Source organism: Streptomyces sp. NBC_01477 (assembly GCF_036227245.1).
GTDB lineage: Bacteria > Actinomycetota > Actinomycetes > Streptomycetales > Streptomycetaceae > Actinacidiphila.
The window spans coordinates 5,001,211-5,018,220 of the sequence record NZ_CP109445.1 but is presented as its reverse complement, the minus strand read 5'-3'; the positions used below and the strand labels follow the sequence as shown (position 1 = coordinate 5,018,220).

General features: G+C 74.3%; 11 protein-coding genes and 2 pseudogenes. 7 read left to right on the top strand and 6 right to left on the bottom strand.

The features are described from left to right. Positions 1–34: 34 nt before the first annotated feature. The 4 genes from OHA86_RS21165 to OHA86_RS21150 form a co-directional block, all read right to left on the bottom strand. A complete protein-coding gene (locus OHA86_RS21165; RefSeq protein WP_329177561.1) occupies positions 35–3,349 on the bottom strand; it encodes a helix-turn-helix transcriptional regulator in 3,315 nt (1,104 codons plus the stop codon). A 297-nt stretch (positions 3,350–3,646) separates the two neighbouring features. Further along, on the bottom strand, positions 3,647–3,871 hold the full coding sequence (locus OHA86_RS21160; protein WP_329177559.1) for a hypothetical protein: 225 nt from the start codon (positions 3,869–3,871) through the stop codon (positions 3,647–3,649). Positions 3,872–3,962: 91 nt separating this feature from the next. Next, positions 3,963–4,589, bottom strand: a complete 627-nt coding sequence (locus OHA86_RS21155) for a DUF6879 family protein (RefSeq protein WP_329177557.1) — start codon at positions 4,587–4,589, stop codon at positions 3,963–3,965. Beyond that, positions 4,582–4,851, bottom strand: coding sequence for a hypothetical protein (locus OHA86_RS21150; RefSeq protein ID WP_329177555.1), 270 nt, complete (start codon positions 4,849–4,851; stop codon positions 4,582–4,584). Before OHA86_RS21150 ends, OHA86_RS21155 begins: the two co-directional genes overlap by 8 nt. Before the next feature lie 319 nt (positions 4,852–5,170). Here OHA86_RS21150 and OHA86_RS21145 point away from each other — a divergent pair, with 319 nt between their 5' ends. The 5 genes and pseudogenes from OHA86_RS21145 to OHA86_RS21125 all read left to right on the top strand — a co-directional run bounded on the left by OHA86_RS21145 (position 5,171) and on the right by OHA86_RS21125 (position 13,496). Continuing rightward, positions 5,171–7,324: a tetratricopeptide repeat protein gene (locus OHA86_RS21145; RefSeq protein ID WP_329182495.1), complete on the top strand. Its 2,154-nt coding sequence runs from the start codon at positions 5,171–5,173 to the stop codon at positions 7,322–7,324. A gap of 171 nt (positions 7,325–7,495) precedes the next feature. After that, positions 7,496–7,726, top strand: a pseudogene (locus OHA86_RS21140) (glycoside hydrolase family 75 protein); the annotation flags it as partial. Positions 7,727–7,762: 36 nt separating this feature from the next. Then, positions 7,763–8,239 (top strand): annotated as a pseudogene (locus OHA86_RS21135) (lectin); the annotation flags it as partial. Between the two features lie 161 nt (positions 8,240–8,400). Then, positions 8,401–10,323 (top strand): M1 family aminopeptidase, encoded by a 1,923-nt coding sequence (locus OHA86_RS21130; protein ID WP_443071793.1) that lies wholly within the window; start codon positions 8,401–8,403, stop codon positions 10,321–10,323. 305 nt (positions 10,324–10,628) lie between these two features. After that, entirely contained in the window at positions 10,629–13,496 is a 2,868-nt protein-coding gene (locus OHA86_RS21125; protein WP_329177553.1) for an AAA family ATPase, read from the top strand. A 60-nt stretch (positions 13,497–13,556) separates the two neighbouring features. On the opposite strand, the gene OHA86_RS21120 is transcribed toward OHA86_RS21125, so the two are convergent. After that, positions 13,557–14,036, bottom strand: a complete 480-nt coding sequence (locus tag OHA86_RS21120; protein ID WP_329177551.1) for a TIGR03618 family F420-dependent PPOX class oxidoreductase — start codon at positions 14,034–14,036, stop codon at positions 13,557–13,559. Between the two features lie 233 nt (positions 14,037–14,269). Here OHA86_RS21120 and OHA86_RS21115 point away from each other — a divergent pair, with 233 nt between their 5' ends. Further along, positions 14,270–15,391, top strand: coding sequence for a hypothetical protein (locus OHA86_RS21115; protein ID WP_329177549.1), 1,122 nt, complete (start codon positions 14,270–14,272; stop codon positions 15,389–15,391). 9 nt (positions 15,392–15,400) lie between these two features. Here OHA86_RS21115 and OHA86_RS21110 read toward each other — a convergent pair whose 3' ends face one another. Continuing rightward, the gene (locus tag OHA86_RS21110) at positions 15,401–15,781 is read right to left on the bottom strand and encodes a MerR family transcriptional regulator (protein ID WP_329177547.1); all 381 of its coding nucleotides are present in this window, start codon (positions 15,779–15,781) and stop codon (positions 15,401–15,403) included. 129 nt (positions 15,782–15,910) lie between these two features. Between OHA86_RS21110 and OHA86_RS21105 the strand changes: the two genes are divergently transcribed. Beyond that, entirely contained in the window at positions 15,911–16,984 is a 1,074-nt protein-coding gene (locus tag OHA86_RS21105) for an alkene reductase (protein WP_329177544.1), read from the top strand. Positions 16,985–17,010 lie beyond the last annotated feature (26 nt).

The following is a 17,010-nucleotide window of genomic DNA, read 5'->3' as shown; positions in this document are numbered from 1 at the left end:
GAGTCGGCAGGACGCGGCACCCGGTGGTCCGCGGTCAGTCGGCCGCACCGCCCTCGACGACGTACGCGCGCAGCGCCGTACGGTCGGACTGGCCGGTCTTGGCGATCAGACTGGCGACGTGCTTCTCCACCGTGCGCGGGGAGATGAACAGCTGAGCCGCGATGCTGCGGTTGTCGGGCCGGTCGGTGAGCAGTTGCAGCACCTCGAACTCCCGCTCCGTGACGCCGAGTACGCGCAGCGGCCGGGGGATGTGGGCCACGTTGCGGCGGTGCGGCACGACGGCGCCGCGGCGGCGCAGCAGCACCCGGCAGGCACCTGCCGTCGCCGGCACCCCGCCGAGACGGAAGAATTCCTCGGCCCGGCGCAACCAGCCCTCCGGGTCGCCCCAGTGGTCGCTGTGCGCGGCCTCGGCCACCAGCCGCAGGCCGAGGTGGAGGGCGAGCGGGTACGGTTCCGCGATCCGTCCGGCTTCGGCGACGGCCTCTGCCGCCTGCTCACCACGCCCCTGCCGGCCGAGGGCGACCGCGCGGGCCAGGGCGTCGAAGGAGGCGTTCCAGCGCAGCCGGGGGGCTCCGGCGGGGAGGTGGGAGAGGGCGGGGGCGCCGCCGGCGACGAGATCCGCGGGGGGCGCGGGCTGAGGGGCGGACAGCGGGGCGGGCGTGAGTCCGTGGTCGGGCAGCGCGGCGGGCGCGGGCTGGGGGCCTGGCAGCGGGGCGGGCGTGAGTCCGTGGTCGGGCAGCGCGGCGGGCGCGGGCTGGGGGCCTGGCAGCGGGGCGGGCGTGAGTCCGGGGTCGGGCAGCGCGGGGGGCGGGGGCTTGGGGCCGGACAGCGCGGCGGGCGTGAGTCCGGGGTCGGACAGCGGGGCGGGCGCGGGCTGGGGGCCTGGCAGCGGGGCGGGGCCGCCTCGTACGGCGGTGACCAGGCGGAACAGGCCGTACTGCCCGACGAGCGGATGGGGCGCCGGGCTGTCGTGATCGTGACGGGTCGCCTCGGCCATCACCCGGGCGGCGCGGTCGCGGTCCTCCTCCAGGAGCGCGCACACCACCCCTGCCAGGCCGAGCGCGAGCGAGCGGGTCGGTGCCGGATCGCCCGGACATCGGCGCAACTCCGCACCGATGAGGTCGAGTTCCGCCCGCCGGCCCTGGTGACCCGCGCACACCGCGCGCACGGTGAGGAGATAGCGCGCGCTGTCCCGCAGGCCCAGCCGTTCCGCCTCGGCCGCGCAGTCCCCGGCGAGCCGGTCGGCCGCCGCGTACTCGCCGCGCAGCGCGTGGTCCAGGGCCAGCCTGCTGCCCGCGATGTGGGCGATGAAGCCGGCCCCGAGCCGGTCGGCCTCGCCGCGGGCGTTCAGCAGCGCGGCACGGTCGCCGCGGGCCAGCCACTCGTCCTCGGCCAGCAGATACGTGGCCTCCAGCCGCCGCAGGGGGAGGCTGTGGGCGAGGGCCGCGGTCCGGGCCCGGGTCAGCCAGTGGGACGCCTCGGCCGAGCCGTGACGCATGGCCAGGGCGCCGCGCGCGGTCAGCGCCCGGCACCGGGCGTCGGGCAGGCCGGCCCGTTCCGTCGTGGCCACCGCCCGCGCGGCACGCAGCTCCGCCTCGCGCGGGGAGTCCGACAGCACCCAGGCGGCGACCGTGTCCAGCACGGCCGAGTCCCGGTCGGTGGCGCCGGTGCCCAGCGCCGCCTGCGCGAGCTGCACCTGTCTGCGGCCTTCCGCCCGGCGTCCGGCGGCGGCTGCCAGCCGGGCGAGGCGGATGTGCAGGCCGGCCAGCCGGCCCGGCTCCGTCGCGCCGGCGTGGAAGGTCTGCGGGAGGTCGATGAACTCCAGTCCCTGCCCTGCCCGGCCGGTCTCGGCGAACGCGGTGAGCAGCCCGTCCAGCAGGTCGGCGCGCAGGCCGGGTTCACCGGCGCCGTCGGACAACACCCACGCCCGCTCCAGCAGTTCCGCCGCCGACCCGGCGAGTCCGGCGGCGAGTGCCCGGCGGCCTGCCCGGCCGCACAGGACGGCGGCGCTCACCGGATCGTCCGCCGCGGACCTGAGCCCGGCGGTGAACTCGCACCAGATGTCAGGCAGTCCGGGGTGCAGTTGCTCGACCGCGTCGGCGGCCCGCCGGGCGAGCGCTGTCCGGTGCGTCGGGGCGAACTGGCTGAGCAGTGCCGTGCGGGTGATCGGGTCGCGGAAGCCGTACCAGTCGGCGGTGGGGCCGCAGCCCTGCAGCACTTCCGCCGCGAGGGCCGCCCGCAGGTGGTCGAGCAGCTTGCGCTGGCTGGTGCCGAGGACGCGTTGCAGCACCGACACCGGGAACCGCTCGCCGATCACCGCGGCGGTGCGGAGCATCCGGTCCATCTCAGCGCCGAGCTGCCGCACGTGCTGGGTGATCCGGTGCCCCACCGCGAAGGGGAGCTCCAGCCCGGCCTCGGTGTCGAACCGGCAGCCCTGGGGGTCGACGACGAGCATGCCGGCACTGGCCATGGCGTGCAGCAACTCGTCGGCCACCAGCGGATTCCCCGCGCTGTCCCGCCATAATCGGCTGACCGCCTCGGTCGGCAGGCTGGCCGGGCTCACGCCGAGGCCCGAGCCGGCCAGCAGGGCGACCTCCCCCCGGCTGAAGCGCTTCGGCCGCAGCAGGACGGCGTTGCCGCGCCGGGCCAGCGCGTGCGCCAGGTCCCCGGCCGTCCCCGGATCGTGCCGTACGGTGGCGAGCAGCACCGAGCCCTGCCCGGCGATGTTGTCGGCCAGGTACTCGACCACCGCCAGGGTCTGCTCGTCGGCGTCGTGCAGGTCCTCCAGGACCAGCAGGCAGCCGCGCCCGGCGCCGGCGGCGGCGGTCAGCCGCAGGATCGCTTCGGCCAGCATCAGCGGCGACGGCGCCGGCGAAGCGACCCGGTCGGCGGCGACGGTACGCCCGTGCCGCCCGCCGGTTCCGTCGGGGCCGGGCGCGTCGGTGGCGTCCCCGACTGCCGTACGGCTCGCGGCCGTTGTGTCCCCGGCCGCGCCACCGGGACCGTACTCCAGGACGAGCCCGCCGAGCGCCGCGTGGTAGGGGCCGATCTCCGCCCGCGACGGCCCGCTCCCGTCACGGAAGAGGCTGGCCAGAGCCTCGGCCAGCGGGCGCATGGCGCTGGAAGGGCCGGTCCTGCTGGCCCGGCCGAGCAGCACCAGCATGTCGGCGTCGCGGGCCAGCGCGGTGGCCTCCAGCACCAGCCGCGACTTGCCGATGCCCCCCTCGCCGACCAGGAACACTGCGCGGCCCTCGCCCCTTCTGGCCTGCAGCAACGCCTCGCCGAGTACCTTCTTCTCCCGTGCGCGGCCGATGAGTTCTGGTACATCCGTGCGATCTCTTGACGCCATACGATCCTCCATCGCCTGAGTCTCGGAGTACGCGGCAAAAAGTGCACCGCGACGGTGCGGCGGGCATGCGCGGCTCAGCGCGCGGCGGCGGCGCGAGCCGGGGCCGCACGTCGAACCGCGATGCTCTGCAACGATGTTCGGTGCGAAGCCACTCCGGCACCACCCGGCCTTCACGACCCACCGGTTGCAGGAGGCATACCTCAGCACACGGGAACGCCCCCGCGACCGCGCGCGGGGGCGGCGCCCGGTGCGGTCGATCGCCCGCGCCGCCGAACGCGGGAACGCGTCCCGCGCGGCTCACGCGTCGAAGCGCCGCCAGCGGAACACGTGCTCGCGCAGTGGCGTCAGGGACCCGCGGCGCAGCGCCCCGAAGGTCACGACCGCCTCGCCCTCATCGCTGCTGACCCGCGCGAGCAGCCCCGGGGCGATGACGGGCCTCCCGGCGGTGAGGGTCGGCAGGAACGGCGTCAGCGGCACCGGACGCAACACGTCCCGGAGCGCGTCGAGTCGCGCGGCCGGCATGACAGGGGTCCACGCCCGGTAGGGGGCTACTCCGCCGGTACACGGGCGGGCGGGTGCGTGACCTCCACGACGCCGCTATTGCAAGCCGACCTCAGGTCCGCTGCCCCATACCGTCGACCGCCGGCGGCGGGAGCGGGACGATCTCACGCTCGAAGAAGTCGACGAACGATTCACCCCGCGCGTACAGCGCCTCGAAGCCGGCCGTGGTCTCGGCGACCAGCGCGGGGTCGCCGTACCGCTTGGCCCCATCGGCGTTTCCGTCGTCGTCGTACTGCACCTCGTACATCACCACGTCGCCGAGGATGACGACCTCGGGGACGGATCGCTGCTGCTCGATGTCGGCGATCGTGCGCGCGTCGAGGATTCTGATCCGGTCACCCACGTCCACGCGCAGCCGCAGGACGTGCAGCTCCCACTGCACGTACGGTGTCACCGGGAATTCGACGACCCGGAGCCGCCGTTGCACGACGCCCATGCCTTCCGCTTCTGCGAACTGCCGGGCGTAGACCGTACGCTTTTCCTCGATGAGCGCGAGCGCCTCGTCCCACCGCCCGGCGGCGAACGCCTCCCAGCTAGGGAAGCCGCGCTCCTGGAAATGCTGGCCGCGTTCGAGTTTGCGCTGATGCCCGATGCCGCTCTTGAGGACGCGATAGAAATCCTCGTGATATGCGGGACGCGCTAAGCGTTCGAATGCGCCCTCAGAAAAAGAGTCAAACACTGGGGATGTCCGGCTTCGCCGCGATCAGCATGTTCCTGGGGATCACGACGAGTCGCTCGTCGGAGCCGACCGAGACGCCGTCCGGCAGCTTCTGCCCGAGAGAAGCCGTCAGGTCCCTGCCGATGACGGCGATGTCACCGTTCTCCAATTCCCAGATGTCCGGGCAGTCCGGGCTGTCGGTGGTATTCCCGAGCTCCTGCGGGGATTTGCCGAGTCGCTTCAGAAAAGTGGTTGTCCGATCGGCTTCCCATGGTCTTGCCACAGCCGCCCCCCTTGTATCAGTTGTTGCAGATGCACCTCGGACGGACTTTACCCGCGCCCAGGCGACCGCACACGGGACCTATCGAGAACCAGCCTCTTGGCATATGCCAGAACGGATGCTACGTCCTTCGACTGCCTGTCGCAATCCGAGCCCGCGGTGCAATAATGACCATGGTGAGGCGGCTCGACCTGTATATAAAACTACAATCATGCTGGTCGGATTATTACGCGGTGGGGGACATCACCGAGCCATGAACGAAACGGACGGCGGCGGTACGGGCAGCCACGCGACGAACAGCAGCGGTGCGTACGGCGGCGCCATGGACGGCCACGCTGAGGACGACGGCCGCGTCTACCAGGCGTCGGGCGACCAGCACATCAGCGAGCACCACCACTACGGCAGCGCCCCGGCGACTCCCGCCGGCCCCGACTCCGTACGCCGGCCGACCGTCGGCCGTACGCCCGTGGTCCTGCGCGACCGGACCGACGTCCTCGAACGGCTGCGGACGACCGTGGCCTCGGGGCCCGGCGGTGAGATATACGTACTGCACGGCATGGGCGGCTGCGGCAAGACCGCGGTCGCCCACGCGTTCTTCCAGGTGGCCACCACGGAGTACGGCCGCGCGGGGCTGTGGGTGAACGCCGCCGACCGCGCGAGCCTGCGCGCCGGAATGCTCGCGGTCGCCGCCGACCGGAGCGCGGGCGACGGTGAGCTGCTTGCCGCGCGCAACGGCTACCGTCCCGCCGCGGACCTCGTGTGGCATTACCTCGACCGCTCCGCCGAGCCCTGGCTGCTGGTGCTCGACAACGCGGACGATCCCTCGATACTCGGCGACGGCAGCTGGCTGCGCACCAGCCCCCGTGGCACGGTTCTGGTGACCACCCGCCGGGCCGCCCCCCGGTGGTGGCCCGGCGCGGAATTGCAGCACATCGGGGTCCTGCCGCGGGAGGACGCGGCCCGCGTCCTGCACGACCTCGCCCCGCACACCGGCACACTCGCCCAGGCCGCCGAGATCGCCGACCGTCTGGGCCGGCTGCCGCTCGCTCTCACTCTGGCGGGCGGATTCCTCCGCCACCAGATCATGGACCCCTGGACGATGGATGTGTACGGACGCCATCTGGAGGAAGACCAAGGGGTCCAGCTGATAGACCGAGGAGCGGATGTCTTGAGCGACGCGGATCCCCGCCATCTGGTGGGACAGACATGGCAGTTGACGCTCGACGCCTTCGCGGCGCGCGGGCTGCCGGAAGCAGTCGGCCTGCTGCGCCTCATCGCCCGCCTGGCGCCCGAGCCGCTGCCGCTGTCCGTCCTGAACGACGACCGCATCAGCGCCGTACTGCCCCACGCCCGTGCCGAGTCCGCGCTGCGCGCCCTGCTCGACCACTCGCTCACCGAACTGGTCGGTGTCGGCGACAACGGAAGCCTGCGCTGCGTCCGCAGCCACGCGGTGCTCCTGGACAGTGTCAGGTCCGCCACACCCGCGGCAGAGACCGCGCTGCTCGACACCACCGCCGGCCGGCTCCTCGGCGCCGCCTTACCGGACGTACCCGACGCGGGGCCGAACGACCCGCGGCTTCGGCTGCTCGCACCCCACGTACTCGCGCTGCTCCGGCGGACCGCCGAACCCGCCACCGTGGCACAGGCGTTGGAGGTCGCCACCCGGCTGGCCACCGCGTTGCACCGCACCGGCGACTATCCGTCGGCCCGGGAGACCGCGGGCACGGCGGCGGACCTCGCTGCGCGGACGCTCGGCGGTGAACACCGGGCCGTACTGGCCGCGCGCTCCCGTGCCGGGCGGGCACTGTTCCGGCTGGGCCGCTACTCCGAGGCCGAGGAACTGCTCCAGCGCACCCTCGCCGTACAGCAACTGCGGGCCGGGGCCGATGATCAGGACAGCCTGGACACCGCCCACGGCCTCCAGCTCGTGCTGCGGAACGTGGGCCGCGCCGAGGAATCGCTCTCGCTCCTGTACGCGACAGCCGCCGGCCGCCAGGCGACGCTGGGGCCATGGCACCCGCTGACCCTGCGGTCCCGCTCCAGCCTCCTGTCCGCGCTCGATGCTGCGGAACTCACCGCCGAGGACCGGCGCACGCAGTTGCTCTCGCTGCCGCAGCAATGCGCCGAGCACCTCGGCGCCGACCACACCGTCTCCGTGGGAGCGCGCCACAACCACGCCTGGGCGTCGTACCAGTTGGGCCTCTTCCCGACGGCGGACGCCGAGATCCGCGAGGTCACGGAGACGTACTCGCAGCGCTTCGGGCCCGATTACCCCATCGCCCTCGCCGCCTGCCAGCTCCAGGCGCGCACCCGCGCCGCTCTCGGCCACACCGAGGAGGGCGTCGCGCTCATGACCGACGTCGTCGCCCGCCGGGCCCGGAGCCTCGGCCGGGACCACCCGTTCACCGTCGCGAGCCGCGACCTCCTCGACGCCCTCCGCTCGGGCCACTGGCAGCCCCCACGGCCTCAGCACTGACCCGACACCCCCACCCGGCAGCCGCCGCGGCCCGCGAGTGACCACCGGATGTGGTCGCCGTCGCCGATCATCAGGGATCGGCTCCTCGCCGAAGAAGCCGGCGGAGCCGGCCCCCGGCCCCGGGTGGGGTAACCGGTTGCGGCGGGGGCGGCGCGAAGACTTGACAGGTATCTGTCAGTAAGGTTCCCTGTCAGTTCTCGCGCCCCCTCCACCCCCACTGGAAGAGGACCCCACCGTGATACGAGCGTCGCCGCGGTCGTCTACAACGGCAAGGTCGTCTACACGGTCTTCGCCGACGAGGGCCCCGACGACATCATCGGCGAGGCGTCGTACGCCACCGCGACGGCGCTCGGCGTCGACCCCGACCCGGCGACCGGCGGCACCGCGGGGCCTGTGACCTTCATCGTCTTCCCGGGCAAGGTGCCGAGCCCGGTGGAGAGCAACACCGCCATCGACTCGGCAGGTGCCACCGCCGCCAACAGCTGGGTCGGCACCACCCCGCCGCCGACCACCCCGCCGCCGACCGGCGGCAGCCGCACGGGACAGATCGTCGGCTACGGCGGCAAGTGCGTCGACATCGCCGGCGCCGGCGTCGCCAACGGCGCCGCGGTGCAGCTCTACACCTGCAACGGCACCGGCGCCCAGCAGTGGACCGTCGGCACCGACAGCACGCTCAGGGCGCTCGGCAAGTGCCTGGACGTGACCGCGGCCGGCACCGCGAACGGCACCAGGGCGCAGCTGTACGACTGCAACGGCTCCAGCGCCCAGAAGTGGACCCGCACCGGCAGCACCCTGGTCAACGCGGGCTCCGGCAAGTGCCTGGACGCCACAGGGCCCAGCTCCGCCGACGGCACCCGGCTGCAGATATGGACCTGCGGCGGCGGCGCCAACCAGAACTGGACGCTGCCGTCCTGACCGCCCCGGCCCGCGAGCGGGGTCGCACAGGAACCGCATAGGGATATCCCTACCGCTCCCCGCCGGACCTTACCGGCGGGGAGCGGTCGTGTTCAGACTCCCCCTACGGCAGCGCCACTTGCCGGCTCATCCCCCCACCCTCCGAGAGGACCGATGAGTAGATGAGGAAACGACTTCTCTCCCTGATGGCCGGCGCAGGCGCGGCCGGGCTCGCCGTCGCGGTGAGCCTCGGCGCGGCCGGCATGGCCGGTGCGGCGGGCACCACCGGCGCCGCCCGCGCGCCCGGCGCGGCAGCGGCCTGCTCCCCCGGCCAGGTCGTCGGCAACGGCGACTTCGAGAACGGGACTTCGCCCTGGACCGCGTCGAGCGGGGTGATCACCACCGGCGGCGGCCAGAGCGCGCACGCGGGCAGCTACTTCGCCTGGCTGAACGGCTACGGCTCCACGCACACGGACACGCTCAGCCAGTCGCTGGCGATACCCGCGGGATGCAGTGCCGCCTCGCTGACCGTGTGGCTGCACATCGACACCGCCGAGACGACGACCACCACCGCGTACGACAAGCTCACCGCGAAGCTCGGCAGCAGCACGCTCGCGACGTACTCGAACCTCAACGCGGCCACCGGGTACGTGCAGCGGACCTTCGACGTGTCCTCGTTCATCGGGCAGAACGTGAGCCTGGCCTTCAGCGGCACCGAGGACTCCGGGCAGCAGACCAGCTTCGTGATCGACGACGTGGCGCTCACCACGTCGGGCGGCGGCACCCCGCCGACCACCCCGCCGACGACTCCGCCCACGACGCCGCCCACCACCCCGCCGCCCGCGGACTCCACCCGGACGCCGGCCTCGCCCGCGTACACCGTCAGCCTCACCAGCGACACGACCGGCGCCACGTGGAACGGCCACGAGAGCGTGACCTTCACCAACGCCTCGCCCTCGCCGCTCAATGACGTCTACCTGCGGCTGTGGGACAACTACCACGGCAGCTGCCCGACCACGCCGATCACCGTCACCAATGTGACCGGCGGCACCGCGGGCGCGCTGTCGGTCGGCTGCACGGCCCTCGACATCACGCTGCCCTCGCCGCTGGCCCAGGGCCAGTCCGGCACCATCGGGTTCGACCTGAAGATCGTGGTGCCCAGCGGCGCCGACCGGTTCGGGCGGGACGGCGCGTTCAGCTTCATCGGCAACGCGCTGCCGCTGCTGGCGGTCAGGGACGGCTCCGGCTGGCACCTGGACCCGTACACCAACAACGGCGAGGCCTTCTACTCGCTCGCCGCGGACTTCCGGGTGACCCTCGACCACCCGACGAGCCTGCTGGTACCCGCTACCGGCACGTCGGTCGACACCCCCGGGGCCTCGGGCCGCACGGTCACCACGGCCACCGCCAGCAAGGTCCGGGACTTCGCCTGGGCGGCGGGCGCGTTCAGCAAGGTCTCGGGCACCTCGCCCGCCGGGACGAAGGTCAACGTCTACGCGGTCAGCGGCATCAGCTCGGCGAACGCCCAGTCGATGCTCAGCACCTCGATCTCGGCGATCGACGCGCACGCCGGACGTTTCGGGGCCTTCCCGTACGGTGAGGTGGACGCCGTGCTGGACAACAACTTCTGGTTCGGCGGGATGGAATACCCGGGCTTCGTCCTGGACCTGGTCGACAGCACCGCGCTCACCCACGAGCTGGGCCACCAGTGGTGGTACGGGATCGTCGGCGACGACGAGTACAACAGCCCCTGGCTGGACGAGGCGTTCACGGACTACTCCACGGACCTCGCGCAGGGCAAGACCGGCACGAACTGCTGGAACAGCGTGTCGTGGGCGTCGTCCAGCGAGAAGATCACGAACTCGATGGCCTACTGGGACGCGCACTCGTCGCGCTACTCCACGGTGGTGTACGGGTACGGCAAGTGCGCGCTGCACGACCTGCGCCGGCTCATCGGTGACAGCGCGATGACGACCCTGCTGCGGAACTACGCGCAGGCGCACTGGTACGGGGTCTCCACGACCGCCGAGTTCAAGGCGGCGGCGCAGGCGGCGACGTCGACGGATCTGACGTCGTTCTGGAGCACGCACCGCATCGACGGGTAGCCGTCCGGCACCTCAAGGACGACGGCGGGTGTGCTCCCTTCCCGGGGGGCGCACCCGCCGCTCGGCTTCCTGCGCCCGCCGTTCGGGCCTCCCGCACCCACCGCCCGGGCCTCCCGCACCCACCGCCCACCGCTCGGCCACGCCCGCCGCTCGGCCACGACCACCGCCCGCCGCTCGGCCACGACCACCGCCACCGCCGCCGGTCCGGCCGGTGTTCGGCCGCCGCGCACGCCACCCGCGACGTGGGATTGACCGCGGGGACGCGGGTTCCGACACTTGGATCACGCCCCGAGGTTGGCAGGTGCATGGTCAGACGGATCGAATCGGTCAGTTCGGACGCACGGCTCACCGGCCGGGGCGCGCTGCTCACGACCGCCAGTGCCGCGCTGGACGCCGGCGACAGCGTGCTGCTCACGGGCGAACCGGGCATCGGCCGCTCGACGTTGACCGCCGTACTGGCGGCGGAGCGGACGGCCGAGCGGGCCGGGACCCTGGTACTGCGGTGCGCACCCGCCGAGGCCGAGCGCCACCTGCCCTTCCTCGGCATGATCGACCTGTTCTCCGAGGTCGGCGACCCGGCCTTCGAGGTGCTGTCGTCCCACGAACAGGCCCTGTTGCGGGCCGCGTTGCACCGGTCGGCGGCGCGGGACGCGGCACAGGACGCGGCGCGCGGGCGGTCGTACGGGAGCGCGTACGACGATGTCCTCACGCTGCGGATGGCCGTGCTCAAGGCCCTCACCGCGCTGTGCGAGCGCTCGCCCGTGCTGCTCGTACTGGACGACGCCCAGTGGCTGGACCGCCCGAGCGCGGAGGCGCTGGCCTTCGTGGCCCGGCGCGCCCGGCAGTTGCCGCTCACCGCGATCGCGGCCGTACGCACCCCGAACGGTCCGGCGGGGGCCGGGAGCGGGCAGGCCGAGGCGCTGTGCCCCGGTCCCGTCGTGGCGCTGGCAGTACCGCCGATGACCGAGCGGGAGGTCGCCGCGCTGCTCGCCGGGCAGGGCGGCCCCGCCTGGCCGCGCCCGGTGCTGGCCCGGCTGCACACGGCGTCCGGCGGCAATCCGTACACCGCCCTCGAACTGTCCCGCGCGCTCGCCGAGGAGAGCCGCGCGACCGGGCGGGACCCGTCGGGCCCGCTGCCGATCCCGCCCGCGCTGCGCCGCCTGCTGCTCGCCCGGCTCGCCCCGCTGACCCCGCGGGCCCGCCGTACGCTGCTCGCCGCGAGCGCCGCGGCCAGCCCCACCGTCGCGCTGCTGCGCCGGGCCGGCTGCGACACCGCGCCCGCCGATGTGCACGAGGCGGTCCTGCTGGGCATCGTGGAGCCGTCGCCGGCCGGCGCCGTACGGTTCACGCAGCCGCTGATGCCGCGGGTCGTGTACGAGGACGCCGCCCCCGCCGGGCGGCGCCGCGTGCACGCCGCGCTCGCCGAGGCGGCCGACGACCCGGTCGAACGCGCCCACCACCTCGCGTCGTTGTCGCCCGGCTGGAACGCGGAGACCGCCGCCGCGCTCACCGCGGCGGCCACCGCGGCCCGGCGCCGCGGCGCACCCGCGATCGCCGCCCGGCTCGGGCAGCTCGCCGCCGACCACACCCCGTCGGCCGACCCCGCGGCCGACGCCGACCGGCGGCTCACCGCCGCGGAGGACGCGGTCGCCGCGGGCGACTACGCGCTGGCCCGCGCGATCGCGCACGAGGTGCTGGCCGAGTCCGCCCGCGCCGCGGACCGGGTACGCGCGTGGATCGTGGTGCTCGACTCGTCCGGGCAGGCGATGGCCGAGGTCGCGGACGTCTTCCCGCAGGCGCTCGAAGACGCCCGCGACGACCCGGAGCTGCTCGCCCGGCTGCACTACCGGCTCAGCTGGCGGGCCTGGTTGGTGGAGGGCTCGGCAGCCGCCGCGCTGACCCACGCGGCCGACTCCGCGGTCCTGGCACTGCGGGCCGGCGACCGGCGGACCGAACTGCTCGCGCTCACCCAGCAGTCGGCCCTGGAGTTCTACCTCGGCCGCCCCGGCGCCGAGCGGACCCTGACCCGCGCGCTGGCCGCGCCGCAGGACCCGCTCGTGCTGTTCGACCACAACGGCCCGGTCTTCCTCAAGCACCGCCGCCACCTCCTGCACGACCGGCTCGACGACGCCAGGACCGAACTGCGGGCGCTGGTCTACACCGTGCGCTACCGGGGCTCGGCCGAGAGCCTGTGCCAGTGCCTGTCCGGCCTCGCGCAGGTCGAGATCCTGCGCGGCCGGTGCGAGGCCGCCCTCGACCTCGCCCACCAGGCGCTGCGGGTCGCCGAGCAGGCCGGGCTGAGCCAGGGGCCCGCCTGGTACGCGGTCGCGCTCGCCGAGGCGGCGGGCGGCGCCGCGGACCGGGCGCTGGCCGCGGCGGACCGGGCCAGGCGGCACAGCGAGGACGACGACGACCAGCTCTTCCTGCCCCGCGCGCTGCACGCGGAGGGCCACGTCCGGCTGCTGCGCGGCGAACCGGACGCCGCCGTGCACGCCCTCCAGCGGGTCCGGCTGCTGGAGACCGGGCAGGGCCAGGGCGATCCCGCCGTACGCCGCTGGCAGCCGGACCTCGCGGAGGCGCTGGTGGCGACGGGCTGCGCGGACGAGGCGGCCGACCTCCTCGCGGAGACCCGTGCGCAGGCGGTCCGGCTGGGCAGGCACGGGCTGCTGGCCGTACTGGACCGGGCGGCGGCCCTGGTGACCGAGGCGCGCGGCGACCCGGACGCCGCGGTCGCCCGGCTCGAACTCACCGCAGCGCGGCTGGCGGCGCTCCCGTACCGGCTGGAGGAGGCCCGCACCCACCTCGTCCTCGGCCGGCTGCACGCCCGCCGGGGCGCCCCCGTCCCGGCCCGTACCGCCCTGGCCGAGGCCGCCCGGCTCTTCACCCGGGCGGGCGCGCGCCCCTGGCTGACGGTCACCACCGCCGCCCTCGACGACCTCGGCGTGCCCGCGTCCGCCGCCGCCATCCCGGCCGGCCTCGACGCCCTCACCGCCACCGAGCACCGGGTCGCCGTCCTCGTGGCCCAGGGCGCCAGCAACCGCGAGATCGCCGCCCGGCTCACCATCAGCGTCAAGACGGTGGAGGCCGCCCTCACCCGCGCCTACCGCAAGCTCGCCGTCCGCTCCCGGGTCTCGCTGGCCCGCGCGGTCATGACCCGGGGCGGTACGCGGTGAGCCCGGGCGCCGCGGAGGTACGCGGCCGGTCGGGTAGGTGCCGGGGCGGCGGCCGTACCGTCAGGGGAGGTCGATGGACAGGCCGTACAGCCGCGAGACGCGCAGCCGGAGCACCATGCGGCGGTCCTTGACCATCTGGTCGAGGAAGGCCGAGCGGGACTCGGGGGTGTCGAATTCGGGGCTCATCCGCAGCAGTTCGAGCCCCGTCGCGTCGCCGGCTGCCTCGCTGACCGGGGACAGCTCCGCCTCGGCCTCGGCGACGGCGTATCTGAGGACGGTCTCGCCGATGTGCAGGGAGCACCGCGGGTCGTTGCGCAGAAGCCGCACCTTGGCGCGGCCGGCGACGGTGGAGACCCGTGCGACGCGCTCGGCGGGATCCCAGGCGTAGGCCACGTTGGACAGGTGCGGACGGCCGTCGGACTTGATCACCGCGAGGACGCCCAGCTGCTGCCCCGCGACGATCCTGAGCAGCTCGTCCTCCGCCGGGACACGCCCGGCCGGCCCGGCTCCCGGTGGATAACCGCCGGATGCGTCCGTCATTTCGGGTCCCCCTCCAGTCCGTCCGCCGTACGGCGTCCGCGGACCCGCAGGCTATCGCCGGGGGCGACCCGCGCCGCCGGGCGGGGCGGGACCGCGGCGCCGCCCGTACCGCGTCCGCCGGGCGCAATCCGCCCACAGTGGCGTACCTCACGAAAATCCGACAAAAGGAACTTGTACGCGGGCCGAGCCGTATGACCCCGAGAGGCTGATCGGGAAAGGCGGGCAGGTCCAGCATGGGCGAGGCACGGGGCGGTGACGGGCGCCCGGCGGACACGGGACGTACGGAACGCGTGCGGATGCCGCAGCGGGCGGACGCGGAGACGGACGCACCGGTGACGCCGGCAGCACCGGAGAAGGCGGGCGGCGCGGGCCGGCTCGACCTGAGCGTGCCGCAGGTGGCGGGGAGCGCGGTCGCGGCGGTGGTGGCCGCCAAGCTCGCCTCGAATCTCGGCGTCTACGGCACCATCGTGGGCGCGGGCGTGGTCAGCGTCCTGGGCACCTGCGGCGGCTCGATCCTCCAGCACTTCTTCCGGCGCACCGGCCGGCAGGTCCAGGAGGTCGCCGTGCAGGCCAGGCCCGGCGTCCGCCGGGTCCGCGAGCAGGTGTGGACGCGGTCGGACGCGGCGGCGGACCGTACGGACCGCACGCGGGCGCTCCCGGAGGCGGACGCCACCGGCACCGGGCCGCTGACCAGCCCCGTGACCAGCACTGGCCCGCTCTCCGACACCGGCACGGGCGAGGTCCCTGGCACCGACGCCGACACCGCTCCCGCCTCCGGCACCGAAGCCACTCCCGTCTCCGACGTGGACGCAGACTCCGATGCCGACGCCGGGCAGGGCGGCGGGGACGGCGGGGACGGCTACGGCGAGGCCACCTCCTACCGGGCCGGCAAGCGCGGCTGGAAGCGGCCCGTGGTCGCCGTCGCGCTGGCCTTCGGGCTCACCATGGGCGGGATCACCGGCTACGAGGCCATCGCCGGGGAGAGCATCAGCGGAGGGCACGGCACCACCATCGGCAACGCCGTCAACGGCCGCAATTCACCGCACTCCGGCGGCACCGAGCACACCCCCGCGCCCGGCGGCACCGACAGCCCGACCGACGGCACCACCACCGGCCCGCACGGCGACGGCGGCGACGGCAACGGGCAGCCCGGGCAGGACCCCACTCCCTCGTCCCCGCGGCCCTCGGACCCGGCGCCGTCCACCGGCACCGGCGGGAGCGGTGGCAGCGGTGGCAGCGGTCAGCCCACGCCGCCCCCGACGACGTCCCCGCCGCCGACCACCACCCCGCCCTCCCCGACCCCCACCCCGAGCGACGGGTCCGGCGGGAGCGGCGACGGCGGCACGGCTCCGTAAAGCGCCCGGTCAGCCGGCCACGGCGGCGGCCACCAGCTCCGCCCGGTGCGCGCGGGCCGTGGCCATCAGCCCGTCGAGCGCGTCCCGGGTCCGTACGAGGTCGGCGATGTGCGCGGAGAGCCGGTCGCGCTCCAGCTCCATGCGGGCGATCGCGGCGTCGGAATTGGCCTGGCTGGGCGCGTCGACGCAGGGCAGCAGCCCGGCGATGGTGCGGCTGGACAGGCCGGCCGTGTACAGCCGCTGGATGAACGCGACCCGCTCGACCTCGGCTTCCGTGTAGTGCCGCTGCCCGCTGGCGCTGCGGGTGCTGGCGAGCAGCCCCTGCTCCTCGTAGTAGCGCACCGACCGGACGCTCACTCCGGCCCGCGCCGCCAGTTCCCCGATCCGCACGGTGTCCTCCTGACCGCGTCCGCCGGTCTGTGACCTGCGTCATACCGGCTTGCCTCTGACATGAATGTGAGGTTTTAGCGTAGCTCTCGTGCCCGAGATGCGGGCACCGAGGACCACAAGGGATCCGACGTGACCTCTCTCTTCACCAGCTACCGGCTCGGCGGGCTGACCCTCCCCAACCGCACGGTCATGGCCCCGATGACCCGGATCAGGGCCGCCGCCGGCGGTCTGGCGACGCCGTCGATGGCGGCCTACTACGCCCAGCGGGCCACGGCCGGGCTGATCGTCAGCGAGGGCGTGCAGCCCAGCGCGATCGGGCAGTCCAACCCGGGGACGCCGGGACTGCACACCGACGAGCAGGTCGCCGCGTGGCGCCCCGTGACCGCCGCCGTCCACGCCAACGGCGGACGGATCTTCGCCCAGCTCATGCACGGCGGCCGGGTCTCGCACCCCGACACCATCGGTACGCGGCCGGTCGGACCCTCGGCCGTCGCCGCCGTCGGTGACGTGTTCACCCCGACCGGGCCGCAGGCCGCCCCGGTGCCGCGCGCCCTGGAGACCGCGGAAGTGCCCGAGCACGCGCGGTCCTACGCCGAGGCCGCCCGCCGCGCGGTGGACGCCGGATTCGACGGCGTGGAGCTGCACGGCGCCAACGGCTACCTGATCTCGCAGTTCCTGTCGTCCAACGCCAACCTGCGCACCGACCGCTACGGGGGCACGGTCGCCCACCGGATCCGCTTCGCCGTCGAAGCCGTCGCCGCGACCGTCGAGGCCGTCGGCGGTGACAGGACCGGCATCCGGCTCTCACCCGGCGGTACGTTCTGGGGGGTCGAGGAGAACGATGTCCCCGAGCTGTACGCCGCGTTGCTGACCGAACTGGCCGGCCTCGGGCTCGCCTACGTCCACCTCGAAGCCACCGCGGACGAGGACGTCCTGGTCGGCCTGCGCCGGGCCTGGCCGGGCACCCTCGTGATGAACCCCGTCTACCCGATGGGGCCGAAGCAGGCCGGCCGCGACGACGCCGACCACTGGCTCGGCCTGGGCGCCGACCTCATCAGCTTCGGCCGCGCCTTCCTCGCCAACCCCGACCTGGTCGAACGGCTCAGGCGCGGACTCCCGATCGCCCCGGTCGACGAGGCCACGTACTACCAGGGCGGCGACGCGGGCTACCTCACCTACCCGGCCCACCAGCACGTGGTGTGAGGCCGCGGTCCGGCTTGGCCGCGCGG